This window comes from Streptomyces sp. NPDC048671, assembly GCF_055587045.1.
In genome coordinates this window covers 51,874-77,381 of the sequence record NZ_JBVJHB010000017.1, presented here as the reverse complement: position 1 = coordinate 77,381, position 25,508 = coordinate 51,874, and the positions used below count along the sequence as shown (strand labels likewise).

Here is a 25,508-nt window from a genome sequence, read left to right as displayed (position 1 = left end):
CTCTCACAGCGGGAGGGTGATCCAGATGCTCTTGCCCTTGCCGTCCGCGTCGCTCCTGACGACGGCGGTGCCGCCGAGGCCGAGGGTGAGTTCCATGACGGTGCCCAGCCCGCCGCTGCCGCTCGTGCCGGTGGCCGCCGAGAAGAGCAGGGGCCGGTACGGGTGCCGGTCGTGCACGGCGAACGCGAACGTGTCCGGGCCGGCCGCGTAGATCACCGTGACGGTCGGGGACAGTACCGCGGCGTGCTGGACGCTGTTGGTGACCAGCTCGGAAAGGATCAGCAGTGCCGGATCGACCGTGGAGTGACGTCTGCTGACGCCCCATTCGGTCAGCACCTGTTCGGTGGTCTCACGCGCGATCCGCACCGCGGAGCCCATCGCGGGCAGAGTCAGTACGTGCCGCAACGGGAGAGCTTCGAGTCGACTGCTCACCTGGCGGCCCCGGCGTGGGCCAGGCGGAACCCCGCGACGGTCTGCGGGCGGATGCGTACCAGGGTGTCGTGCGGCCCGTGCGCCCAGCCCTGGAGGGTGCGGCGGTAGTGGCCGGCCTCGTCCGGGTCGGTGATGGCCTCGGCCGGGCCGGTCACGGTCACCGTCCAGCCGATGCCGCCTGCCGCCTTGATCTCCTGTGCGTGATAGGTGAGCGACGAACGGGAGGCCAGGGCCGCGGCCTGCGCGGGCGTACGGACGATCAGTCGCCCGTACTCGAGGACGTGGACGGCCGGGCGGAGCACGGGAACCTCGTCCCGGACGTACACCAGCTGTCCCTGGGACGCGCTTTCGAGCAGCCACAGCGCCTCGGTACCTGGCAGCTCGATCATGCGGCGGGAGACGGGGGTGGTCATCGGGGGGCCTCTTCGGTGACGGGTGCGGCGGGCAGGAGACCGGCCCGGTGCAGGTGGGCGCGGGCGCCGGCGATCGCCTCCGGTGTGGTGGCGTACTCACGGCCCTCCAGGCGCAGCAGGTCCAGCGCCCCGACCGATTCGAGGGCGCGTCGCTGGCCGGGGCGTATGCCGGAGGTCAGTACGGCGATGCCTCGCCGGTTCAGCTTCTCCACGGCGTCCTTGAGGACCAGGGCGCCGGTGGCGTCCATCGTCGTGATCCGCGACATCCGCAGGATCACCACGCGGACGTCGGCGACCTCGGAGAGCTCCAGGAGGAAGCGGTGGGCACCGGCGAAGAACACCGGCCCGTCGATGCGGTAGGCGACGATGTGCTCGGCCAGCAGCGCGTGTTCCTCCTCGCTGTGCTCGCCCGGCAGATCAGCCGTGAAGTCGACCTGGTCCATCCGGGCCTGGTTGGCGACCGCCCTCAGCGCCAGGGCGCCCGCGACGACCAGGCCGATGATGACCGCGTAGACCAGGTCGAGGGCGAGTGTGGCCACGGCGGTCAGCACCAGCACGATCGCGTCCGGGCGCGTCGCCTGGACCATCGCCCGCAGTGCGCCGACCTCGACCATGCGGATCGCGGTGGCCAGCAGCACCCCGGCGAGCGCGGCCAGCGGGATCCTGGAGACGAGCGGGGCGGCGGCGAACACGATCACCGCGAGGACGGCGGCGTGGGTCAGGGCGGCGAGGCGGGAACCCGCGCCGCTCCGGACGTTGACGGCGGTACGGGCGATCGCCGCGGTGGCGGGCACGCCGCCGAACAGCGGGGCGGCCAGGTTCGCGATGCCCTGCCCGAAGAGTTCCTTGTCCGGGTCGTGCTTCTGGCCCACCGTCATGCCGTCCGCGACCGTGGCCGACAGCAGCGACTCCAGCGCCGCGAGCGCGGCGACCGCTATGGCCGGGGTCAGCAGCGAGCCCAGCGCGGACAGATCGAGGAAGGCGAGCGACGGCGCGGGCAGCCCGGACGGCAGGTCGCCGATCGGGGCCGCCGCGTCCAGGTGGAAGAGCTGGGCGGCCAGCGTCGCGGCGACGACGCCGACGATCGAGAACGGGATGGTGGGCCGCCACCGGGCACCGAGCAGCATCACGGCCGCCACGGCGAGGGCCAGGGCGGCCGCGGTCCAGTTCGGGGCGCGTACGAACTCCCCGACGGCCCGCCAGGCCACCACCAGGACCGTGTCGCCGTCGGGGGTGGCGACCCCGAGGGCGTTCGGGATCTGCTGCAGGCCGATCACGCACGCGATGCCGAGGGTGAAGCCCTCCACCACCGGCGCGGGGATGTACCGCATGTACCGGCCGGCCTTCAGCAGGGCCAGCGCGATCAGCAGCACGCCGGCCATCAGCCCGACCGTCAGCACCCCGCCCGGCCCGTACTGGGCGACGATCGGCACCAGCACCACCGTCATCGCGCCGGTCGGCCCCGATACCTGGAGGTTGGAGCCGCCGAACAGCGCCGCGAGCGCACCCGCGACGACGGCGGTGGCCAGTCCGGCCTCGGCGCCCAGGCCGGAGGAGACCCCGAAGCCGAGCGCGAGCGGCAACGCCACGATCGCCACGGTGAGACCGGCGAGCAGGTCACGGCGCGGATTGCGGGCCATGACGGCGAAGTCCGCACGGGCGGGCAGCAGCGACCGCACCCGGTCCCACGACCGGGCAAGCACCACGCTCATCGCGCCGAGACCTCGGCTTCCCGCAGTTCCGCGAGCAGCTCGTTCTGCCCGGCCAGCATCTCGGTCAGAATCCGCCGCGCCGCCCGCAGCAGCTCCGCCACGTCCCCGCCCGCCAGCTCGTAGACCACCGTCGAGCCCTCCCGCACGGAGGAGACGATGCCCGAGCGGCGCAGCACCGCAAGCTGCTGAGACAGCGCCGAGGGCTCCACCTCGATCGCCGCACGCAATTCACGGACCGGCATCGGACCGTCCTGCAACAGCTCCAGAACCCGTATCCGCACGGGGTGCCCGAGCATCCGGAAGAGCTCGGCCTTGGCCTGGTACAGCGGAACCGCCACGGTCACGGACCCCCTTCACCACCCCGACAGCCCGGGGCTTCGCTCGGCACCGCGCCCACGGCTATCTGTCGGCACGGCACACACAGCATGTAGTGAATTGCATAATTTCGCAATTCGTTGATTCATTGAAAGGTCTCAGGTGCTCGCAGGCTTGGGGAACCGCCTACCTAGTGGCCGCCGGTGAGTTCGCCGCTGAGCCTGTCGTGGATGCGGGCGCTGGGCTGGTTGAGGCCGATGATCTCGACGGACTTGCCGCGTTGGGCGTACTTGGTCTCGATCGCGTCGAGCGCCGCGACGGAGGAGGCGTCCCAGATGTGGGTGGCCGTCAGGTCGATGACGACCTTGTCGGGGTCGCCGGCGTAGTCGAACCGGGTGACCAGGTCGTTGGAGGAGGCGAAGAAGAGCTCACCGGTGACCGCGTAGACGACCTGGGTGCCGTCGGGGTCGACGACGGCGGTGACGTCTGCCAGGTGGGCGACCCGCTTGGCGAAGACGACCATGGCGGTGACGGTGCCGACGACGACACCGATCGCGAGGTTGTGGGTGGCGACGACGCAGGCCACGGTGACGGCCATGACGGCGATCTCCCCGGCGGGCATCCGCTTCAGGGTCTTCGGGGCGATGGAGTGCCAGTCGAAGGTCGCGAAGGACACCATGACCATGACGGCGACCAGAGCGGCCATGGGGATGTCGGAGACGACCGGGCCGAAGACGACGCACAGCACCATCAGGAACGAGCCCGCCAGGAACGTGGACAGACGGGTGCGGGCGCCCGACACCTTCACGTTGATCATCGTCTGGCCGATCATGGCGCAGCCGCCCATGCCGCCGAGGAAGCCGGTGACGATGTTGGCGATGCCCTGGCCGATGGACTCGCGCGTCTTGGAGGAGTGGGTGTCGGTGATGTCGTCCACCAGCTTGGCCGTCATCAGCGATTCCATCAGGCCGACCAGCGCCATCGCGAGCGCGTAAGGGGCGATGGTGGTCAGCGTGTCCAGGGTGAAGGGCACGTCGGGCAGGCCCGGTACGGGCAGGGCGGACGGCAGCTCGCCCTTGTCGCCCACGGTCGGCACGGCGATCCCCGCGGCGACCGTGATCACGGTGAGGATGACGATGGACACGAGCGGGGCCGGGATCACCCGGGTGACCTTCGGGAAGAACACCATCAGAGCGAGCCCGGCGGCGATCAGCGGATAGACGGGCCAGGGCACGTCGTGCATCTCCGGGACCTGGGCCATGAAGATGAGGACGGCGAGGGAGTTGACGAAGCCGACCATCACGCTGCGGGGCACGAACCGCATCAGCTTCGCGACGCCCAGTGCGCCGAGGATGATCTGGAAGACGCCGGCCAGGATCACCGCGGCGATCAGGTAGCCGAGGCCGTGCTCGCGGTTGAGCGGGGCGATGACCAGGGCGACTGCGCCCGTCGCGGCGGAGATCATCGCGCGGCGTCCGCCGACGACCGAGATGGTCACGGCCATGGTGAAGGACGCGAACAGGCCGATCGCGGGGTCGACCCCGGCGATGACCGAGAACGAGATCGCCTCGGGGATCAGGGCGAGCGCGACCACCAGGCCGGCCAGGACCTCGGTGCGCCACACCTTCGGGTCGGACAGCCAGTCGGGACGCAGACCGCGCAGCCGCGCGGCCGGGGACAGGGCGGAGGTAGTCAAGAGAAGCGGAACCTGTCGTGCTCGGGCCCACCCGGCGGCACCGAGGGGCGTACGGAACAGTACGAAGGCCGGGGTCGCCGTACGCGGCGACCGGGATGGCCGTACGCGGAGACCCGGATGGCCGTCCGCGAAACCCGCGAGCGGCGGGCCGAAGTCACCGGGAGCAGTGGCACAACCTGCGAACAGTCCGGATGCCGCCGCTCAGGGGCGAAGGGTCACGGCGGGAAGGCGGCGGCGCCGGGCTGTACGGGCATGCGCACGCGCTCTCCTGCGGCATCGGGCTTCGCCGAGGGCGTCGTCGGTCCCGGCACGGCTTTTGGCGACGGGCCGACCCGTCCCGCACCATGAACACGGAACGGCGGTGGCTCAAACCCTGACAGCCGCCGACTCTACTCTAACGTAACGGTAGAGATTGACGCAGACCGCCGCTGGACCGGGACCGGGACCTGGACCCCGCCCCCGGCCCCGGCGGCAGACGAGGAGAGGCACCCGCGTGAGCAGCGAGCACATGCAGATCGGCGAGGTCGCCGCGCGGACCGAGCTGTCGCTGCGCACCATCCGGCACTACGAGGAGACCGGCCTGGTCATCCCCTCGGCCCGCTCCCAGGGCGGTTTCCGCCTCTACACCGAGACCGACGTCGCCCGACTGATGGTGATCCGCCGCATGAAGCCGCTCGGCTTCACCCTGGACCAGATGCGGGACCTCCTCGACGCCACCGACCGCCTCGACGCGGTCCCGCCCCCGGCGGGCGCCGAGCGCGATGAACTCCTGGAGCGCGTGAGCCACTTCGAGCAGGCCGCCGCCGAGCGCGTCGCCGACCTGCGCAAGCAGCTGGGGCGGGCCGAGGAGTTCGCCGGCACCCTGCGCGAACGACTCGGCGAAGCCGCGCCCACCCGGCCCTGACAGACCCGGACGCACGGGACGCACGGGACGCACCGGACACACGACGCTCACCGGACGCGCCGGACGGCGGCGACAGCGATGGGCAAGCGGGCAAGTGGGCGACATCCCTTCGTACCGGGTCCAAGGCCCCGCTCCTGGCGGAAACCCGAGTTTTCGCCAAGTCGGCCTCTCGCGCCCCTTCGTGCACCAATGAGCCCCGCCCCGCCCGTATGCGGGCCCTGACCTCACGGTCAACGGTGAGCGACGGGGCGCGAGGGGAACGCCGCGCGCGTGTGGCCGGCCGGGCGGGCGATGAGGGCGCGACGGGGGGTGGCGGCGTTCAGGCCGTCCAACTGGCACTTCTGTTGTTACCAGTCGGTATGTGCGATGTGGCGTGAAGCACACCCTTGAGAGTGGCCCTCTGCGACCATCAACGCCTATCAAAATCAGCCGTCCGGACCTGCCGCGGGGGGAGTGGCCATGGGGCTGCTCGGCAATGATCTGGCGTTCGCGCGCGCTCTGACGGCACACGAGCACGAGAACGTCATGGCTCTCGGGAACCGGAAGGTCTATGCGGCCGATGCCCATCTCCTGTCGGAGGGGGACCGGTCCGGTCACGTCATGATCATACTTCAGGGATGGGTGACCGTTTCCGTGGCAACGGACCGTGGCGCCACCCGGCTGATACTCGGCCTGCGCGGTCCCGGTGAACTCCTGGGCGAAATGGCGGCGTTGGACAGCCACCCCCGTAGCGCCACCGTGCGGGCGCTGGGCCCCATAGCGGCCCAGGTCATCCCGGGAGACGCGTTCCGCCGCTTCCTCGCCCAGCACCCCCGGGTCAGCGGGCTGGTGATACGGCAGCTCACCTTCCGGCTCCGCAGCGCCGACCAGGAACGGTCCGCGCTCGCCTCGCTCACCGTTCTGCAGCGCCTGGCCGGGCGGCTCACCGAACTCTCCCGGGCCGAACCCGCCGGCCCCTACACGCAGTCCGCGCCGCGGCCCCTGCCCGCCGGCACCGTCGTCCACCTGGCCCAGGACGAGCTGGCCGCCACCGTCGGAGCCACCCGTGAGGCCGTCGCCAAGGCGCTGCGGCTGCTGCGGGACCAGCGCATCGTGCGGACCGGAACCCGGCTGGTGGAGATCCTCGATCCCGAACTGCTCGCACTCCTCTCGGACGGTCATCAGGAGTAAATCCCCCGCCTGTCGTGTGTAAACGACTACAGACGGCCTCTCGTCCCGGGCCCGAGGCTGATGGGGGACGGCACAGCGAACAGGACAGGGGCACGAGGTGGACCACGACGTGACGGATGTCGCCGAAGCGCGCTACGAGCTGGTGATCAGCGTCGACGCCAGACGTTCCGGCGAGTACGACGACATCGAGAAGACCCGTATGCGTGCCCGGATCTACCGGGTCCTGGAGACGGCGTTCACCCACACCAAGGTCGCGCGGGACTCCCTCCACATGGAGGACCGCGGCGACGGCGTGCTCGTCTCGGTGTCCGGCCAGGTCCCCGTCGCCAGGCTGCTCGGCCTCTGGATGGTGGAGGTGCACGAGAAGCTGCGGGACGAGAACCGCGCCCTGCGCGTACCGCTGGGGCTGCGGGTGGGCATGCACGTCGGGCCGGTCCGGCACGACGACCGGGGCATCGCCGGGCGCGCGGTCGACCTCGCCTGCCGGCTCGCCGATTCCACCGTCGCACGGCAGCTGCTGGACACCGAGCAGGCCGACCTCGTGCTGGTGGTCTCCCGGTCGCTGTACGAGGACGTGGTCAGCGGCGGCGGCAAGTTCATCGAGCCCGCCCGCTACTCCGCCGCCCGCCTGAAGCTCAAGGAGGGCGACGTCACCGCCTGGTTCCACCTTCCCGGCAGGCCCGCACCGGCCATCGCGGCCGATGATCCGCAGCGGGCCACCGGCACACATACGCCCGTGACGGGGGCGGGCGAGTCCGGCGCCGGTGGCCTCACACCCACCGGCGCCGAGGACTCCCGCCCGGACGTCCACGGTGACACCGACAGCTCCGACGATCCCGACAGCACTGGCGCTCCCGACGACGCCCAGTACTACGTGCAGGGCGACATGTCCCAGCACACGCGCAACGTCTACCAGCAGCCCGTGCACATCGGCCGCCGCACCGGCGACGCCGGCCCTCGGAAGGGCTGATCCCCATGAGCGACGAGGAGCCCGCGGGCGGTCCCCCGGACGACGCTCCCCCCGAGGACGTCGACAAGAACAAGGACAGGGACAAGAACAAGGACGGCGGCCGGGACAGGGAGAAGGAGAAAGAGAAGGGCGGCGAGAAGGGCAGGGACGGCAAGTCCTCCTCCGACGAGGGGAAGCCCGACAGCGACGGCGAGTCCACCGACAGCGAGGCGGACGACAAGGAGTCGGAACGGGAGCGCGCCGCCGGGCGGTTAAGGGAACACACCCGCAACCCGCTCGCCGAGGAGGAGAGCGAGGACGGACCCACCGATCTCGCCGCCGCCTCACGGGCCCACGGCGACGCCCGGATGCTGTTCAGCACCGGCCGGGACCTGCACACCTTCGACCGTCCGCGCATCGGCCGTGTCTACATCGGCGACACGTACATGCAGATGGACGCGCGTCGGTCGGGTACGGGCATCCGCAGCGGACCCGTGCCCGCCGATGAGCTGCGCGAGCTCCGCCGGGCCCATGTGGCACCCGATGGGTACGTACGTCTGCGCAACGCGCTCGGCGCACGGCGGCTGCTGGTCCTCGGCGCCGCCCCCGGCACGGGCCGTACCAGCACGGCTCTCTCACTGCTCGACGACGTCACCAACTTCGCGGTGGCGGAAGCGAACAGGAACGCGGATACGAATACGGGTACAGGTACAGGTACAGGTACAGGTACCCGTACGGCTACGGAGCCCCCGGCGGACTCCCGGGTGTGGCGGGTCGACCCCGACGACGGAGTACGGCAGCTGGCCGACTCCCTGGGCGGCGAGGAGGTGCGGCCCGGCACCGGGTATCTGCTGGAGCTCTCCCTCACCGGGCCCGGTGTGCTGCCGCCGGACGAGATCGGCCTGGACCGGCTGGCCGCGGCCCTGGCCGGCTGCCGGGCCTTCGCGGTGATCGTGGTGACGGTGGGTTCGGCGGCGAACCCGCTGCTGGCCGGGCGGTACGGGATGCTCTGCCCGCCCGCGCCCACCCAGGAACTCCTCACCACCCGGCTCCGGGAGCGGCTGGAGGACCGGGCCGACGCGGCCGCCGACGACAGCCCGCCGACGGCGGAACTGCTGGCGCGTGCGGAGGAACTGGCGGAGCGCGAGGAGGTCCGGGACGCGGTCGGGCTCGCTGATCTGCGCCCCGTCGAGGCCGAGTTGTTCGCCTCGCTGCTGGCCGGGCATGTGCTGGAGACCGTCTCCTACGAGGACTTGCTGGCCGGCTGCCGGAGCCTGGCCGCCGGCCAGGCCCAGGAGTGGTTCGCCGGGGTGGACCGGGCACTCGCCGCGCGCCCGGCCGACACGGAGGGGACCACGGGGCAGGCCGCGGTGCTGTTCCACCCGGTGGCGTTCCGTATCGCACTCGCCGTGCTGGGCGGCGCCTCGCACAGCGCCGTGGCGTCCGCGGCCCATCTGCTGACGTGGGAGCTGTCCGTACAGTGCGACCCGGACAACGCCCCGGCCCGGCCACTGTTCTGCGACGACCCGGACTCCGATCTGGCGCTCTCCCGCGCCGAGTTGAAGAACGGCCTGGTGGAGGTCGCCGGGGCCGAGGTGGCTGCCCGGCTGATCTGGTACCGGGGCTCCGCCCTGCCCGCCGCGGTGCTGACCGAGGTCTGGGACCGGCACTTCCCCGCCCGCGCGCCGGTCGTGCGCTGGCTGCGGCTGCTGGCGGACGACCCCCGGCCCCAGGTGTGGATGCGCGCGGCGGTCGCCGCCGGGGAGCTGTGCGTACAGGACTTCGACCACGGTTACGCGGAGCTGGTCCGGCCGCTGGCCGAGGCGTCCACCGCGCGCCGCAGGTTCTTCGCGGCCACCATGATGGACCAGGCGGCCGGCCACGCCTCGCACCGCAAGGCGGTGCGCAAGCTGGTCGACGACTGGGGCAGGTACGGGACGAACTCGCTGCGCTGGTCCGCGGCGATGGCCCTCGGGTACGGGAACGCCGCGGCCACGACGGACGACGCGCTGGACGCCCTGGCCCGGATCGGGGTCCGGGACGAGGGCGAGCAGATGGCGGTCGCCTCGCTCAACGTCGTACGGCTGCTGGCCCTTCCGGACGGTCCCCGGGTGCTGCGGCGGATGACCGACTGGACGCGCCACAAGTACGTGACGTACCAGGACCTCGGCCTGGTGACCGCCGTCCGGCTGATGCTCACCTCGGTCGACGAGGTGCTGTTCGAGGCCTCCGCCTCGCCGCTCGGGGAACGCGACGACCGGCCGCTGGCGCTCGCCCTCGCCGCCTCGCGACCCGAACTGGTGGGCCCGATGGCCGACTTGATGTGGACGGCCCTGAACACCGCCCGGTCCAGGGACGTGGCGATGGACGCCCTGGAGTCCTTGCTGCGCTCGGCCGTGCGCAAGAACCGCTCCGAGGGGGCGCGACTGGGCCTGGCGGCACTGCTGCCCGTGCTCATGGCCGAGGAGCAGGACAGGCGGCGGCTGGACTGGCTGCTGCGCCGAATGATGAACGATCCCGAGAACCGGCTGCCCGACGCGCAGGCGCGCGCCCTGTGGTGGCTCGCCGTACCGGCGCGGGGCCGGGCGGGCGAGGAGGAGAGAAATGGCTGAGGAAAGCGGCCCGGCACCCGCGGGTCCGCTCCTGCGGGAGTACGCGCCCACCGGACCGTTCCGGCAGACGAGTGCCCGGACGGCATCGGTGCTGTTCTACCGGAACGGCGGCTACAGCGTGGTCACCGTCTCCGGGGTCCAGCACTACGACAAGCGGGCGCTGGCCCGGCCGCACACCGTGTGCGAGATCGCGCTCGGCACCTACGAGACGACGCTCCAGATGGAGTTGCCCGCCAGGGGCGGGGCCTCGTTCTTCAAGGCCGAGGTCGACATCCACTGGTCCGTGACCGATCCGCACCTGGCCGCCACCGAGGTGGTGACCGATGTCGCCAAACGGCTCACCGCCCCGATCCTGGAGCGGCTGCGCGAGGTGTCGTCGGCCTTCCCGGTGGCCGAGGCCGAACAGGCCAACCGCGCCATCACCGGTCACTGCGCCGGCGGGCGCTGGGACGACCTGGGCGGCGATGTCGGCCTGCGGGTACGGCTGTACGTCAGGCTGCGGGTGGACGACCGGACGATCACGCACATGGACGACATCCGGGAGGCGCGCGACTCGGCCGAGGTGACCCGGGTGCACCAGGAGAGGTTCCGCGCCATGTTGCAGGGCGGGGAACTGGACCAGCTCAGCTACATGCTGGCGGCCCAGCCCGAGGCGGCCAAGGACTTCCTGGAGAAGATCCGCCAGGAGGGCAGGCAGGACGAGAAGGACCGCGTCGAGCGGCTCTTCGACATGGTCGACAGCGGCCAGATCCAGTCCAACGACCTGGAGACGCAGGCGCTCGCCCTCCTCAACCGGGGCCGCCGGCCCGTGCAGGGGCCCGTCGGCTCGCTGCCCGCCCACCGCAGGGCCCCGGAGCTGGAGCCCGCGGCGCCGCAACCGTACGCCCCCGAGTGGCTGGCGGAGGAACCGCCCGCCGCGCCGGGTCGCAGGACCGGCCCGAAGGAACCCGAGGACGAGACGCCGGAGCGTCCGCGCCGCCGCCGCGACGCGGACGACGGATGGGCCTGGGCGGAGGAGGACTGATGACTGCCGACGGCGGGGCACGGACCTCCCCCGATCCGGTCGTCACCGTGCAGGGCGGGGGGCCGCACGGCGACGACCGGACGGGGGAACGCATCGCCGAACGGCTGCTCAACACGGTCAGGGAGGATCTCGGCCGGGCCGACTCCAAGGCGGCGGTGCTCCTCTCCGGGGCACTGGCGCTGCCGGCCTTCCTGATCGGGCGGCACGGGGCGCCCGACTGGCGCGGGCCCGCCGACGCCGCGCTGATCGCCGCGGGAGTGCTCTGGATCATCGCGGTGACCGCGCTGGTCCGGGCGCTCATGCCGCGTACCGGCACCGTCCGCAGCGGGCGCGGGGTGACCTACTTCGGCGATCTGCTCGCCCCGTACGACCTGGTGCGGCTGTCCGCCGAGGTCTCCGACGCCGGGCGCGATCCGGCCCGGTGGCTGCTCATCCAGGCGGTGGACGTCAGCTCGATCCTGGCCGGCAAGTACCGGGCCATCCGCTGGGGCGTCGGCACGCTCGCCCCGGCGGCGGCGCTGGCCATGGGCTGGAGCCTGATCGCGCGCTGAGCGGCAGCCGGATGCGCGCCACACCGCACCACACACAGAACACAGAACACAGAGACTCAATAAGGGGACGGCCGTGGGAAGACTCAGGACAGGACGGCGGACAGGAAGGCACTGGTCGCGCCGGGCGGCGGTCTCCGCGCTGGGCGGCGCCGCCGTGCTCGCGTCCCTGTTGTCGCCCGCCCGTCATGATCCGGTGGTGGCCGCGGCGTCCGAACCGGCCTCCGCCGCCGTCAACTACGCGGTCGGCGTGGACGAGTCCGCCAGCCTCGCTCCCGCGGACATGAAGGCGGAGAAGGCCGCCGCGTCGCGGATCGCGATCGGTGACGTCTCCGCGTCCTCGCACGTCACCGTCTTCGGTTTCGCCGCCGCCGAGACCGGTGACCAGCGGGCGGTGGACCCGGTGTGCCCGCGCACCGAACTGGACGCGGCGGGACGCGAGTCGATCGGCGCGTGCGTGGGCAAGCTGCGCAGCCGCAAGAAGAACGAGGGCACCGGTACGGACTTCCCGAGCGCGATACGTCAGGGAGTGCACGATCTGAGCACCGGGACCGACCCTTCGGTGCCCCGCGTGCTGTTCCTCCTCACCGACGGCCGGATGGACGTCACGGACAGCGAGAAGTACGGCGGCGAGGCGCACCGCGCGGCCGAGGGCGAGCGGCAGCTGACCGCGGCGCTCAAGGAAGCCGCCGCCCAGCAGGTCCAGATCTGGCCGCTCGGCTTCGGCTCCGCCCCGGACAAGGCGCAGCTCGACCGGATGGCGGCCGGCGGCTACCAGAAGGGCTGCGTCGAACTGCCCTCCGCGCGGCCGGGGGCCGGCAAGGTCTCCGGGGCGAAGGACGTCGGCCCGATGCTGGAGAAGATCTTCGCCGCGGCCCACTGCCTGCGCTACAGCCGGGGCCCCAGCGACCGGCCGCCCACCACGCTGGAGATCGGCGTCTCGCCCCTGGCGACCGTCGGCAGCATCGTGGTCGACAAGGGTGATCCCGAGGTGACGGCCACCTATTTCGACCCGAGCGGCCACAAGGTGCCCACCTCGGGGACGTACCGCAAGTCGGGGTTCGAGCTGGCGGGTGCCGGTGCCACCGTCGAGGCCCTGAAGATCACCGACCCGGTGCCCGGCGTCTGGAAGGTGAAGGTCGAGGCGCCCGAGGGGCACCGTTCGCTGCCGGTCGGCGTCAGCGTGCTCTGGCACGGCGAGCTGCGCGGGGCCATCACGATGGACCCGCCGTCGCCGCAGGCCGGGCAGAAGACCACGGTGTCCATGCGGCTCCAGACCCGCGAGGGCTACGAGATCAAGGACCCGCGCGACTACGAGGGCCTGCGGGTCCGCAGCGAGCTGACGGGGGACGGCTTCGAGCCGCTGGAACTGAACCTCACCGACGACGGCACGGGGGCCGACCCCGAGAAGGGCGACGGCTCCTTCACCGGGACCGTGCGGGTCCCGGAGGAGGCGGACGGGGCGCTGAAGGTGACCGGCACCCTGACGGCCTCGGGGCTCACCGCCGACGTCCGCAGCGAGGCCGGCACGGTTCCGCCGGGCGAACCGGACGTCGTCGCCGCGCTCACCCTGCCCGGCGCCGACGTCCATCCCGGCGCCGCGGTCGGCGGCACCCTCGCCGTCCACAACACCAGCGACGCCCCGCACACCCTGCGGCTGTCCGTCGCCGACATCGGCCGGGGCATGCTCACGGTCACCCCGGCGGAGATCGTGCTGAAGCCGGGCGAGTCCGGGACCCGGAAGGTGAGCGTCGAGGTCGCCCCCGCCGACGTCTTCGGGGCCCGCCTCGGCGACGACGGGCTCCAGTTGGGCGGCACCCTGACCGTCGTCGACGCCACGGACGCCCACCGCGCGCTGGTTCGGTCCCCGCTGTCGGTGCGGGTGACGCCGGAGCCCGGGATCTGGGACGCGTACTGGTGGGCGTTCATGGCCGGCGCCGTGCTCGTCGTACTCGCCGTCGTGGTGGCGCTGGCCTGGCGCAGGCTGCGCATCCGCCGCCGGGACCCGTACGGCCTGGTGCTGCAACTGGTCTCCGACGAGGGCGACATCCTCGGCGACCATCCGGCCAGGCACGGGAACAAGCAGCAGTGGTACGAGTTCGCCGTCGTGGAGCCCCATCGCAGCCCGCGCATCGAACGGCGCGACCACGGTCCGTACGCCGTGCAGCGCAGCCCCGAGGGCGGGGCGGTGCTGCGCAAGCGCGGCGGCGAGCGGACCAGGCTGCCCGTACAGGGCCGGGTCCAGCTCATGGAAGGGCTGAGCCTGGCCCTCGGCACCCCGGCGGGGGGCGCATCGGCGGACGGCTCCGTGCCGCCGACCCCGGACGGGGGCCCGAGCACCTACGACGAGACCTACCTGTGACGCGCGGGACGGGCCGGTGCGCCGGAACCCCGCCCCCCGAGCACGGGCCCGGGGCCGGCGGGCCGCGGGAACCCCATGGACGCACAGAGGACGAACCGGCTGTCGTTACGGCCGTAAGCGGGAGGAACCCATGAAAATCTTCCAGCCGATGCTCTTCGTCGGACTGGGCGGCACCGGTGGTCTGGTCGGCGCGGAACTGGAGCGCAAGCTGCGCGCCGAACTGTGCGGTCCCGACGGTGTCGCGCTCAGCCACCTGGGCAACCACGCCCCCTACCAACTGCCGGGCTGCCTGCAGTTCGTGTACGCGGACTACAGCGAGTCCGACCTCCAGCGGCTGCCGCAGTTCAATGTGGACCCGTCGCTGCGGGCCGCGTACGCCCACACCTCCCGTGCCACCCACAACCTGCTGCCCAACTTCGACAGTTCGCCCGAAGTGACCAAGATGCTGCGGGCGAGCCTGCGCGACGAGGTCTCCGACTGGCTGCCGCCGCGCACCGACGAACCGAAGGTCACCCCGCTCCACAACGGTGCCGGCCAGCTGCCCACCGTCGGCCGGGCCGCTCTCTTCGCGACCCTCAGGCACAGCCTCGCCCCGGTCCTGGAACCCCTGCTCCAGGCGATCGACGCCATCGCCAGGTCCGCCGGTGAGCTGAGCGAACTCGGCGGCGGCAAGGCCACCGGCTGCGATGTGTTCGTCGCCTTCTCCGTGGCCGGAGGCACCGGCGCGGGGATCTTCCTGGACTACCTGCACCTGATCAACCACGCGTTCCAGCAGCGCCATTTCGACGGGGTGAAGATCTATCCGCTGGTCGTGATGCCGTCCTCGTTCTCCTCGTCGGGCGGTGGCGGCCGGGAGGCGGAGCTCAACGCGGCCCGCGCCCTGGTCGACCTGTTCCGGCTGGTGGACGGGCAGAACGCGCCGACCGAAGGGGAGGAGATCGGCGACCTGGACCACAGCCCGGGGATCGGCATCCGCTATCCGGGCATGACGCCGATCCGGCTGCGGACCGGCATTCTGCCCACCGCGTTCCTGTTCAGCCCGACCGCGGGCATCCGCCAGGACGACCTGCGCCGCTCCATCGTCTCCCTGGTGATGTCGCTGATCGGCACCGAGCTGGGCGACGGACGCTCCCGGGGCCGGTCGACGGCGGCCGACGACGACTTCCAGACGTTCGCCGCGAGCTTCATCAACCGCGGGGTACAGCGCAGCGCCGTGTCCCCGACCGGGATCGGCAGACAGGGCGTCTCCACCAGCCTGGTGGCCTCCATGACCGCGCCGATGGACCAGCTGGCCGACCTGGTGGCCGGCCGGCTGCTGCGCAAGGCGGTCACGGAGCTGGTGGAACGGCCGCGCGCCGCGCTGCGGGACAGCGCCGTACCGATGATCCGGCAGCTGTTCACCGACGCCCAGCTCGAAGAGCTCTGGGAGCGCAGGCAGTTGGACGTGCCCGAGCCCGATCCGCTGCCGCGCGGCAGCAAGGCCATCGAGCAGGCGCTGGCCGAGCGGAGCGCGGACATGCAGCGGCTGCTGTCCGACCTCCAGTCCAAGGCCGACCGGCAGGCCGCCTCGATGGCCGACCGGTTCTCGCCGCGCCCCGCCATCGACAAGCTCCTCCAGAGCGTGGACCCGTTCCTCGCCGAGCGCGTCGTGCGGGGCGTCCCCAAGAGCGACGAGCAGATCGCCCGGCTCGGGTTCCTCGGCATGCTCAACAGCCGGGCCGGCGCCCCCCAGCGCCCGCCGGGAGTGACGGAGCAGCCGCCGAAGAACCCGCGGATCAAGGGCCGGCTGGCGGGTATGTCCCCGGCCCGCTGGGGCGACGACGACGTACAGGCCGCGCTCCGGGCACAGGACACCTGGTACCAGTGGCGGAGCCGCACCGTCTGGCACGAGGCCTGGCGGGAGCAGCAGCAGCGCTGGCAGTCCCACGCGGACACCGCCGGGACCGATCTGAGCCGCCTGGTGAACGCCTTCCGCAAACACTCCGACCAGGAGCGCAAGGTCTCCGCGCAGAAGGGCCTCGAACTGTACGAGGACCGCACCGGCATCTCGTACCTGCTGCCGCCCCAGCGCACCCTCAACCACTTCTACGAGGACCTGGTCACCCGGCTGATCCGCCGGGAGGGGCTGCGCGAGCACGACGACGAGGCCGCGCTGCTGCTCAAGATGATCGACGGGGACACCTGGCGCCACGTCCACGCGCTCAGCCGGCGCAGCCCGGACAACGCCGTCGCCGTCGTCAAGGCGCAGTTGGAGGGCCGCATCACCCGGCTGTTCGCGGAGAGCGGCGAACAGCTGGAGGAACGGCCGCTGTTGCCGCCCATGGGCACCCTGCTGGCCGCCGCCGCGGGCGACGCGGACGCGACGGACCAGGTCAGCAAGGAGGCCCTGGACCTGTTCGGCCGGAAACTCACCGGGCTGCTGCCGGTGGGCTTCACCCCGGAGGGCACCGGGCCGCTGCGGGTCCTGGTCACCCACCCGCGGGTGCAGGCGGTGGACGAGGTGAAGGAGTACCTCGGCAAGACGCTGCGGCTGCCGGCCGACGCGAAGAACTCCGTGGACTTCCGCGGGGTGGAGAGCGACTCGATCACCGTCGTCCTCTTCCGCAGCGAGATGAGCCTCACCCAGGTGCCCGAGGCCCGCAAGGTGCTGCGCCAGTGGGCCAGGGCGAAGGAGTCCGAGCAGTCCCAGGACGTGCTGCGCTGGCGTCAGCGGCTCGGCTACCGCGACAGCTGGATGGTGAGCAGCGAGGAGGACCGGCGCACGATCCTGCACCGGCTGCTGTGCTGCATGTGGAACGGTCAGGTGGATGTCGTGGACGGTGACCCCGCGTCGCCGGAACGGGTGCGGCTGCGGCTGTTCCCGGAGACGGGCGGCAGTGTGCCCGGGGTCCGGCTGCGGCTCGGCGACTTCCCCGGCGGTGTGTCGAGCTGGGCGGAGCTGCTGCGGGCGTACGAGCGCTGGACCGTCCTGGACGACGAGCGGACCGTCGAGGACTACTGCCAGGGGCTGATGAGCGCCCAGCCGCTGGGCCTGGCCAGGACCGGCAGCGAACCGCACCCGCTCTTCGTCGAACTGGTCGAGAAGATCGCCCCGCGCCAGCTGGAACTGCTGGCGGACCGCAGGGAGCGGGGCGGCGAGCGGGTCGAGGGATGGGTCCAGCCGCTGTGGGAGTTCTGGGCGGAGACGCTGCCGGCCGCGCTGGACGCCGAGTTCGGGGACCAGCGCGCGGTACAGCCGACCCTGCGCACGCTCCTGGAGCATGTGCGCGGCGGTACGCCGGAGCCAAGGGCCCGCAAGGAGTTCCCGGAACCCCGGCGCCCCGTGGCCGATGACGACGACTGGGGCACCGCACCGGGCGCCTCCAGCGGCTACACGGCCTCCCGCGACGGTGACGGCGGCGGCGCGGCGTACGGCTCCCGCGACCCGTACGCGGAGCCCGAACGCGACACCCGGCGCGACACCCAGCGCGAGCGCGACGCGTACGCGGGGCGCGACACGTACGCAGGGCGCGACGCGTACGCAGGGCGCGAACCCGACACCCGGCGCGAGCGCGACGCGTACGCGGGGCGCGACACGTACGCAGGGCGCGACGCGTACGCAGGGCGCGAACCCGACACCCGGCGCGCACGCGAGGCGTACGCCGAGCCCGAACCCGAGCCCGACACCCGGCGCGTGCGCGACGCGTACGCCGAACCCGAACCCGAGCCGGACGCGCGGCGGGAACGCGACCCGTACGCGAAGCCCGAACCCGACACCCGGCCCGATCGCGCCCCGTACGACCCCCTGGGGGCGGACCCGGACGACGACGACCCGTTCGTCGGCGGCCCCCGGCGTGCGCCCGAGGACCGTTCCGAGGGCGACGCGCCCCGTACCGGCAGGCCGGCGCCCTGGGACGACGACTCCGGCGACCGGCGACCGTACCGGGCCGACGGCGACGACGACCGCTACCGCCGCAGGTCCCTGGACGGTGATGCGGAGTGATCACGCGTGAGGACGTCGCCAACGTCGTCCACCTGGACCTGCGCAGCGGAGCCGCGGAGCTCGACGCCGCCGCTCCCCTGCGGGCCAGGGTCGCCCGCCAACTGGGCCTCGCCGGACTGCCGGAACCCGATCACCCGCTGTTCCTGGTGGTCGACACCCCGGCCGGGCTGAGGGACCACCAGCGGCAGTACGAGCTGCTCACCACCTACCGTGCCGTGGGCGAGATCAGGATGCTGGTCCTGCTGGTGGGCAGTGCACCCGGTTCGTACTCCGGCGAGGACGAGGCGTTCCAGCCGGACCGGCGGCTGGAGAGGCCCGCGGTACTGCGGGCCTCCGGCATCGCCCTGCTGTGGGCCGGGGATCTGCGCTCCGCCCGCACCGCGCTGGAACAGCCCGCTCCCGACGCGCCGGACGCACTGGCCGTCCTGGTGGACCTGCTGTCGGTTCCGGACGTCTTCCTGAGGGTGCTCGACGACCTCGGGTCGCTGCCGGAAGCCATCGGCACGCCCGGGGTGCGGCTGCTGGAGCAGGACCTGCCGCCGGAGGTACGTGACCGGGCCTGGCGCGACGCGCTGCGCCGGTTCGCGGGCGAGGACACCGAGCTCGCACCGGACCTGCCGGTGACCGCGTGGTCCGGCGCCGATCTGCCGGAGCCGCTGCGGGGGCTCGCCACGGGCCGGTCCGGCCGCGACCAGCGGCACCGGGAGCCGGGCGGGATGGCGGACAGCGCGTACGCCTCGTGCGCGCGGGCCCTGGACCAGGCCCGGAGCACCCTGTCCGGGCTGCGGGCCCTGACCGGGCTGCTGCGCGCCTCGCACCGGGAGGCGTTCGAGGCGGATCTCGACCAGGCCCGCGAGGCCCTGGGCGAGTACCGGGAGCTCGTCACCACCGCCCTGCACAGCGACGGCGGCTCCGGCACGGCGCCCTCCGCCGCCGAAGCGGCGGCCCGGCTCGCGGCCCTCGGGCTGCGGGTGCCATCGGCCGAGGGGGTGGGCGAGCGGATCGGCGAGGGGCTGCGGGAGTTCGCCCGGAAACTGATGGGCCAGAAGCTGGCCCTGCGCGCGGTGGCCCAGCGCTTCACCGGGCTGGCCGGGCAGGTGGAACCGGTCCCCGGCTCCGCGCTGCTGCCGAAGCTGGCCGGCCACTCCGCCGAGGCCGTGGCACTGCGGTCCGGGACGCGCGGCGGCCCGCTGCCGGACTTCGTCACGGGTCCGGCGGCGACGGCCCTGGCCGCCTCGGCGGGACTGCTCGGCGCACTGTGGCAGGGGCCCCTAGCGGTGCTCGCGGTCATCGTCCCGCTGGTGTTCTTCGGCGTGGCGGGGCTCAGCGCGTCCCGGCTGCGCGACGAGCCGGCGGGTCACCGGTCGGTCGGCCCCCGGGTCGCGGCACTCTGCGCCGCCGCGGCCGGGCTGGCCGTCGCGTACGCGACGGACCCCCCGCTCTGGCTGAGCACCGCCGGGCTGCTGGTGGGGCTCGTCCTCGCGGTGGAGACGGCACGCCGGCTCTGGGACGCGGCAGCCGCCTACTGGGCCGCGGGCAAGGGGGCGACGGCGCTCCGCCGGGCCCTGGACGGGCTCGACGGCCTGCTGGCCGACGTGGTCCGTGAGCACTGGGCGGCGAAGGAGCGGCTGTACTGCGCCGACGCGGCACGGTCCGTCGCCGGGATGCTGCGGGCCACGGCCGCCGCCGCGGACGCCGAGGCGGTGCCGGGGCCCGAACAGGCCGCGGTCCACGCGGGGTCCGGCGCCGAACCGCCGGCCATGGACGACTGGCTGGACAGTTCCTCGGCCCTGGAGTCCGACACCTTCGCCGCGTCCGACGACGACGAGGCCGACTGGGCGAGCGAGTACGCCTGGCAGGACGAGCGGTCCTGGGACGAGCCGGCGAGCGGTCCCGGCGCCGCCGCCCTGCCCGCCGACCCGTGGGAGGACCGCACGGCCGGGACTCCGCGCTGGCTGGACCGCGAGAGCGGCGAGGGCGGGTCCGAGCTGGTCGCCACCCTGGCCGACGATCTGATGGACGCCGCCCTGGAAGCGATGAACCCGTACTGGGGCGCCGTCGAACACGGCCAGACCGGCACCCTCGCCGTCCGCCGCACCGAGGAGCGGGTACGCGATCTGCTGGCCGCCGCCCGCCGCCACCTCCAGCGCAACGGGGTACTGGCGCCGCCACCGTTCGCCGACAGCCACCGCACCCGCACAGGATCGGCGAACCTGCTGGGCACCGACCCGCACGGGGTGGCCGAACTGGTCGGCGCCGAGGCCGACCGCCGGGCCGTCGTCCAGCTGTCCTCACCCGAGCAGGGGACGCTGCTCAGCCGCGACCCCGAGGCGGCGGTGTGGATCCGCTTCGCACCGCAGGCCGTGCGGAGCGAGGTCGAGACGGCCTGGCTGGCGAGCGGATCGCTCCAGCCGGAGGACGTGCTGTGGACCTCGTCGGGCCGGTACGCCGGTCTCATCCGGCTCACCCCGCTGCGCATGGGCGTGGTGGAGAACGTCCGGCCCCACCAGAGCCCCCGCAACCCCGGGTCCGACTGGCTGGAGCAGGAAGCACTGGAGTACGAGGAAAAGGACGGCGACCGCTGGTGACCAGCACCTCCCATTCGCACCTGGCGGACCCGGAGAGCCCGCGGCGGGCCACGCTCACGTTCAGCACGCCCTCGGGCCGGCGCCGCACCGCGCCGGCCCGCTTCGGCGCCCGAGGGTCCCGCCGTGATCCGCAGCTGCCCCAGGTCATCCGCAACGGTCTCCTCGACGACGAGGGCCAGCAGTGCGTCCAGGTCCGGCTGACCGCCGCCGACGCCGCGAATCCGGCGGCGCGCGCCCTGCTGGACACGGAGGCGGGCACCGCCCTGCATCTGCACCGGGTCCTCGACGGTTCGCCGTACGCGCCGCTCTTCCCGAGGATCATCGGCCATGAGCTGGACACGGCCGAGCCGTACCTGCTCTACGCGGCACCGCGCGGTGTCGCCGCCGCGCGCACCCATGTGATGTCCGCGACCGATCAGCGGGTCCTCGCCCGTGACCTGATGCTGGCCCTGTGCCTGCTGGACAGCCAGGACCTGGTGCCGCGCGGCATCTCGCCGGGCACCGTGCTGTGGGACGGCACCTCGCTCCAGCTCTGGGGACTGGAGGCGGTCGCCCGCACCGGACGGCCCAGGACCCGGTGGGGACGGGCGCCCTACTGCTCGCCCGAACAGCGCCGGGGCGAGGGCGTCACCGACCCCCGCGACGGGGTGTGGAGCGCCGCCCAGGTGCTCTACCAGCTGGTGACCGGCCGGCCCGGCCCCGCCGACCGGGTGCCCGCCGACCTCGCCTCCCACCGGGTACTCGCCGAGACGCTGCGGGGCGCCTTCGCCCCGCTCGCCCAGGACCGCCCGACGCCCGCCCGGCTGCTCGACCTGCTGGCCCCGGGCAGCTCCCGGCGCGTCGCGCTCGACGTACCCGCCGACGAGACGCGCCCGCACCGGGAGGCGTTCGAGCAGACGCTGCGCCTCAAGCGGCAGGCGCCCGTCCCCGAACCCCGCGACGAGCCGGACGGGCAGGGCGCCGGCGAGGTGGTCTGCCCGTACTGCCTGGAGAACATCCAGCTCGACCTCGGCTCGCTGTTCGTCACCGACAGCAGAATGCAGTACCAGCCGCTGGACCCCGCGGGCATCGCCAACCCCTTGCGGCGCCAGGACGTCATGCGCGGCGCCGTGCAGAAGTGCACGGCCGATCCGGACTTCCCCGAGCACTTCATCCCGGTGCCCTATCTGACGTACGGGCGGCCCCTGACCGTGGCGATGGTCGGTCAGTCCTCCACCGGCAAGAGCCATCTGCTGACCCAGATGATCGCGGCGATCACCGACGGCGGCCTGGAGCCGTTCGGCCTGAAGTGGCAGTCCGTCAATCCGGAGCAGCACGCGCGGTTCGTACGGGAACGGGTGCAGCCGCTGCGCAACGGCAGGGTCCTCGACCACACCAGCGGCGTCGGCCTGGACGGCTTCGCCCGCTTCGTGGAATCCCTGCTGATCACCGACGCGCAGGGGCAGGTGCGACCGGTCGCCTTCTTCGATCTGGGCGGCGAGGACCTCGTACGGACCGACTCCGCGCTCCGCTTCCTGCTCGGGGTCGACGCCATGGTCTTCGTCGTCGACCCGGCGCTCGCGCTCCCGCTGCCCCAGCTCGACCACGCCAGGCGGCACTGGGGCCTGGAGGTGAACCGGGACGGCGATCTCGCCTTCGCCACCGTCCTGGACCGGCTGCCGAAGAACGGCCCGTACCTGGATGTGGCGGCCGCGATGGTGCTCGGCAAGGCCGACCTCCTGCGGTTCCAGCCCCCCGTCGACCGGTGGCTGGGCGAGGCCGCGCCCACCTCGCTCGACCCCGCGCTGACCCGCGAGGAGAGCGGGGACGTCTACGCGTTGCTGCGCCGGCACGCCGGGCAGGCGTGGCTGCGCCCGTTCGACACGATCCGCCGGTGCACCCTGCACGTCTCCTCGGCCACCGGCGGCCAGGAGGACGGGGGCCGCTACCCGGCGGGGGCGGGCCCCCGCCGGGTGCTGGAGCCGCTGCTGTCGGTGCTGGCGATGCACGGGCTGATCGAAGTGCCTGGCGGCGCGGAGGCGTTCGCCGTGGGAAAGGCGCCCGCGATGGAAGCGGTACCGCTGTCGGAAGCGAGTGAATTCCCGGGAGAGGAAACGACGTGAGCGACTTCCAGGACCGGAGGCCGGCTCACCGGGATCCGGCCGGCCCGCGCGGACGGGACGGGCAGGGCGCACGGGACGGGCAGGGCGCACGGGACGGGCAGGGCGCACGGGACGGGCAGGGCGCACGGGACGGGCAGGGCGCACGGGACGGGCAGCGGGCGCGGCGGCGCGGCGACGCCCCCGGCCCGGTGCACCAGGCCGTCTTCCGCTGGGAGGGCAACCAGGGCCGCCAGGGCACCGGCATGAAGGCCGTCGCCCACTCCTGCCCGGCCGAGCTCGCCGACGAACTGGGCCGGGAACTGGGCCCGTTGCTGTGGGTGTCGGGTACGGCGGCCCCACGGCCGAGCGTCGTGCGCACCCTGTCGGGCGACGGCCGGGTCATGCTCGTCCGGCGCTGGCCCACCACGGACCGGGGCGGCCGGCCCAGCACGGTCAGCCACGTCCTGATCGGTGACGCGCGGACCCTGGGGACCGAGGAGTGCCTCGGGCTCGCGCACGGCGGCTGGGGCAGCAGCCGGGAGGCCGCCGAGCGGGCTTCCGGGAAGCTGAAGTTGGTGGAGTACGCGCAGCTCGAACCCCTGGTGTCCCAGCGGCTGCCCGGCATGACGAAGCGGCTGGAGAGCGTCCGGCGCACGCTGATCCTGGTCGCCGCGGAGTGGCTGCGCGATCCGGATCAGCGGGTGTCGCTCCTCACCGACGAGGTGGATCCGCACGGCGGACTCGACCCGGACGACGTGCCGTTGGTGTACCTGGGGCTGTACCGGCTCTTCGGTTCCTGGCCGGGCCGGGACTGGACGTTCGCCACCTACGACACGGCCGACCACCATCAGCTGCGCCTGATGTGCGTGTCGCGCTGGGAGCCGGACACGGGCGGCTCCGGTCCGCTGGCCCGGATCACGGGGCGGATGGGGGGCGAGCCGAAGTTCGAACACCTGGCGGCCGCCAGGCTGGTGGACCATCTCCTCGCGCACCCGGCCGCCGCCCCCGGTGTACCGCAGCTGGCCGGCCTGCTCAGGGACGGCGCTGCACTGGGCTGGCAGCGGCGGCGCGGCCTGCTCAAGGAGATCCTGGACGCCGAGCACCGGCGCGGCACCCGCGTCGTCGCTCCCTCGCCGCGCCCCCTGGAAGCGGACCGTGCCCCGGACGAGGAACCGGCCCCCGGTCCGGCCGGGCCCGCCGTGCCTGCCGCGCCCGCCGCGCCTGACGTGATTCCGGACATGGGCCCGGACATACTCACCGCGATCCCGGCCGCACCGGCCGAACGCCCGGCCGTGCCCGCCGACCGCCCGGCCGTGCCCACCAGGACCTCGGAGGCAATCGCCGGCCGCCCGGACCCCCTGTCGAAACCCCTGACCGCACCCGCCCCGCCCGCCCCGCACGGGACACCGGCGCCCTCGGTCCCGGCGCGGCCGCCGCACCTCGGCGGGCCGCCCCTGCCCCCGGCCTCCGGCGAAACGCCACTCCACGAGGTCCTCCGCACCCACCGGCGCAACGATGCCGTCGGACGCGGTGTGCTCGCGGAGCGCATGCGTGGCGTCCCCGACGAACTGCTGCTGGCCGAACTGCGGTCCGAAGGGCTGCCGCAGGAGTCCGTGGAGCTGCTGCTGAACGAACTGGGAGGCCGCGCCCGGGTCTCGTCGCGGCCGGAGTCGATGCGACACGAGCTGTGTGCGGAAGTGCTCCGCAACGGGCTGTACTTCGCACCGAACAGGCCGGGCGCCGAGTCCGTCTCACGGTTGGTCCTGGCCGAACGGGCGGCCGCGCTGTTCACCTGGGCCGTCGCTCCGCTGGCCCGTGACGGGCGCCATCTGCTCGATCTTCAGGAGCTGCTGCACCGCATGAGCCGGGACCGCCACCCCACCGCGGGCACCTGGATCCAGCTGAGCATCACCGACCCTCCGGGCGGCAGCGCACCCGATCTGCCGCCCGTCCTGTGGCAACAGCTCCTGCGGGACCGGATCACCCAGGCCCCGGCCAGGACCCCGCAGCCGCCCGCTTCCCCGCTCGCCCCCGCCCCGGCGCCGGTTTCGCCGGCGGCCGCACAGCGGCCCCCCGGCCTGTGGGACCGGCTCACCGAACGGACGACGGAGGCCGGCTGTGTGGTGGGGTGCACCCTCGGACTGCTCGTCGTGATGATCGCGGGCGTGGTCATCTTCGTGTGAGGGCAGCGACCGGACGGCCGCAGGACCCCGCCCTGCCCGTCGCGGACCACGTGGTGCCGCTCCCCGTCCACGTCCCACGCCTCGTCGACGTAACAGAGCAACTGCCACGCCTCCGGGTCCCCGTACAGCGTGAGGCCGGTGGCCGCCGGTCCGGTGGCGGCGCGCGAGGCGGGGGCGAGGTACGCGCAGGGGGCGTTGACCCGGAAGTCCTTGCCGCCCCGGGGGACGCGTACCGCACGCGGTCCGCGAACACCCTTCCCGCGCTTGACGGTTACCGGCTTCTCCTCGCTGCTGACCACGAAGGTACGGACGTCCGCCCACGCCACCGGCTCCACCGGCGGCTCCTCGGTCTTCCTGCTCCTGCCGAACGCCACCGCTGTTCTCCCTGGTCACTCGCCCGTCGCTCAGCACCTGACCTGAGCGTACGACCCCTGCGGAGTTCACGATTTCTTCACGCCTCCTCCTTCCGGGCGTTACCGTTCTCCTCGTGTACAGCGGATTGCGCTGTGTCACGGATCAACATGCCGCCGCTGCCAG

At 73.1% G+C, this 25,508-nt stretch carries 17 protein-coding genes; 12 read left to right on the top strand and 5 right to left on the bottom strand.

Annotation, left to right across the window (positions count from 1 at the left end; translation table 11 throughout):
• Positions 1–3: 3 nt before the first annotated feature.
• The 5 genes from ACZ6S6_RS30605 to ACZ6S6_RS30585 form a co-directional block, all read right to left on the bottom strand.
• Entirely contained in the window at positions 4–432 is a 429-nt protein-coding gene (locus ACZ6S6_RS30605) for an ATP-binding protein (protein ID WP_469707999.1), read from the bottom strand.
• Positions 429–845, bottom strand: coding sequence for a pyridoxamine 5'-phosphate oxidase family protein (locus ACZ6S6_RS30600; RefSeq protein ID WP_362961536.1), 417 nt, complete (start codon positions 843–845; stop codon positions 429–431). The genes ACZ6S6_RS30605 and ACZ6S6_RS30600 overlap by 4 nt, the downstream gene beginning before the upstream one ends.
• Complete coding sequence (locus ACZ6S6_RS30595; protein ID WP_469707997.1) at positions 842–2,557, bottom strand: SulP family inorganic anion transporter; 1,716 nt, start codon at positions 2,555–2,557, stop codon at positions 842–844. The genes ACZ6S6_RS30600 and ACZ6S6_RS30595 overlap by 4 nt, the downstream gene beginning before the upstream one ends.
• Positions 2,554–2,895, bottom strand: coding sequence for an ArsR/SmtB family transcription factor (locus tag ACZ6S6_RS30590; RefSeq protein WP_469708121.1), 342 nt, complete (start codon positions 2,893–2,895; stop codon positions 2,554–2,556). Before ACZ6S6_RS30590 ends, ACZ6S6_RS30595 begins: the two co-directional genes overlap by 4 nt.
• 167 nt (positions 2,896–3,062) lie before the next feature.
• Entirely contained in the window at positions 3,063–4,568 is a 1,506-nt protein-coding gene (locus ACZ6S6_RS30585) for a SulP family inorganic anion transporter (RefSeq protein WP_469707995.1), read from the bottom strand.
• Between the two features lie 493 nt (positions 4,569–5,061).
• Between ACZ6S6_RS30585 and ACZ6S6_RS30580 the strand changes: the two genes are divergently transcribed.
• The 12 genes from ACZ6S6_RS30580 to ACZ6S6_RS30525 all read left to right on the top strand — a co-directional run bounded on the left by ACZ6S6_RS30580 (position 5,062) and on the right by ACZ6S6_RS30525 (position 25,391).
• Positions 5,062–5,472, top strand: coding sequence for a MerR family transcriptional regulator (locus tag ACZ6S6_RS30580; protein WP_362961530.1), 411 nt, complete (start codon positions 5,062–5,064; stop codon positions 5,470–5,472).
• Positions 5,473–5,931: 459 nt separating this feature from the next.
• Complete coding sequence (locus ACZ6S6_RS30575) at positions 5,932–6,642, top strand: Crp/Fnr family transcriptional regulator (protein WP_469707992.1); 711 nt, start codon at positions 5,932–5,934, stop codon at positions 6,640–6,642.
• Between the two features lie 97 nt (positions 6,643–6,739).
• A complete protein-coding gene (locus tag ACZ6S6_RS30570) occupies positions 6,740–7,612 on the top strand; it encodes a nucleotidyl cyclase domain-containing protein (RefSeq protein WP_469707990.1) in 873 nt (290 codons plus the stop codon).
• 5 nt (positions 7,613–7,617) lie between these two features.
• Positions 7,618–10,203 carry a hypothetical protein gene (locus ACZ6S6_RS30565; protein WP_469707988.1) on the top strand — a complete coding sequence of 862 codons (2,586 nt, stop codon included), beginning with the start codon at positions 7,618–7,620 and terminating at the stop codon, positions 10,201–10,203.
• On the top strand, positions 10,196–11,227 hold the full coding sequence (locus ACZ6S6_RS30560; protein WP_469707986.1) for a hypothetical protein: 1,032 nt from the start codon (positions 10,196–10,198) through the stop codon (positions 11,225–11,227). Before ACZ6S6_RS30565 ends, ACZ6S6_RS30560 begins: the two co-directional genes overlap by 8 nt.
• On the top strand, positions 11,227–11,778 hold the full coding sequence (locus ACZ6S6_RS30555; protein WP_469707984.1) for a Pycsar system effector family protein: 552 nt from the start codon (positions 11,227–11,229) through the stop codon (positions 11,776–11,778). The genes ACZ6S6_RS30560 and ACZ6S6_RS30555 overlap by 1 nt, the downstream gene beginning before the upstream one ends.
• Before the next feature lie 73 nt (positions 11,779–11,851).
• Entirely contained in the window at positions 11,852–14,137 is a 2,286-nt protein-coding gene (locus ACZ6S6_RS30550; RefSeq protein WP_469707982.1) for a VWA domain-containing protein, read from the top strand.
• Between the two features lie 130 nt (positions 14,138–14,267).
• Entirely contained in the window at positions 14,268–18,119 is a 3,852-nt protein-coding gene (locus ACZ6S6_RS30545) for a tubulin-like doman-containing protein (protein ID WP_469707980.1), read from the top strand.
• Complete coding sequence (locus ACZ6S6_RS30540) at positions 18,116–20,707, top strand: hypothetical protein (RefSeq protein ID WP_469707978.1); 2,592 nt, start codon at positions 18,116–18,118, stop codon at positions 20,705–20,707. Before ACZ6S6_RS30545 ends, ACZ6S6_RS30540 begins: the two co-directional genes overlap by 4 nt.
• On the top strand, positions 20,704–22,809 hold the full coding sequence (locus tag ACZ6S6_RS30535) for a serine/threonine-protein kinase (RefSeq protein WP_469707976.1): 2,106 nt from the start codon (positions 20,704–20,706) through the stop codon (positions 22,807–22,809). Before ACZ6S6_RS30540 ends, ACZ6S6_RS30535 begins: the two co-directional genes overlap by 4 nt.
• On the top strand, positions 22,806–24,971 hold the full coding sequence (locus ACZ6S6_RS30530; protein WP_469707975.1) for a hypothetical protein: 2,166 nt from the start codon (positions 22,806–22,808) through the stop codon (positions 24,969–24,971). Before ACZ6S6_RS30535 ends, ACZ6S6_RS30530 begins: the two co-directional genes overlap by 4 nt.
• A 264-nt stretch (positions 24,972–25,235) precedes the next feature.
• The gene (locus tag ACZ6S6_RS30525) at positions 25,236–25,391 is read left to right on the top strand and encodes a hypothetical protein (protein WP_362961509.1); all 156 of its coding nucleotides are present in this window, start codon (positions 25,236–25,238) and stop codon (positions 25,389–25,391) included.
• Positions 25,392–25,508 lie beyond the last annotated feature (117 nt).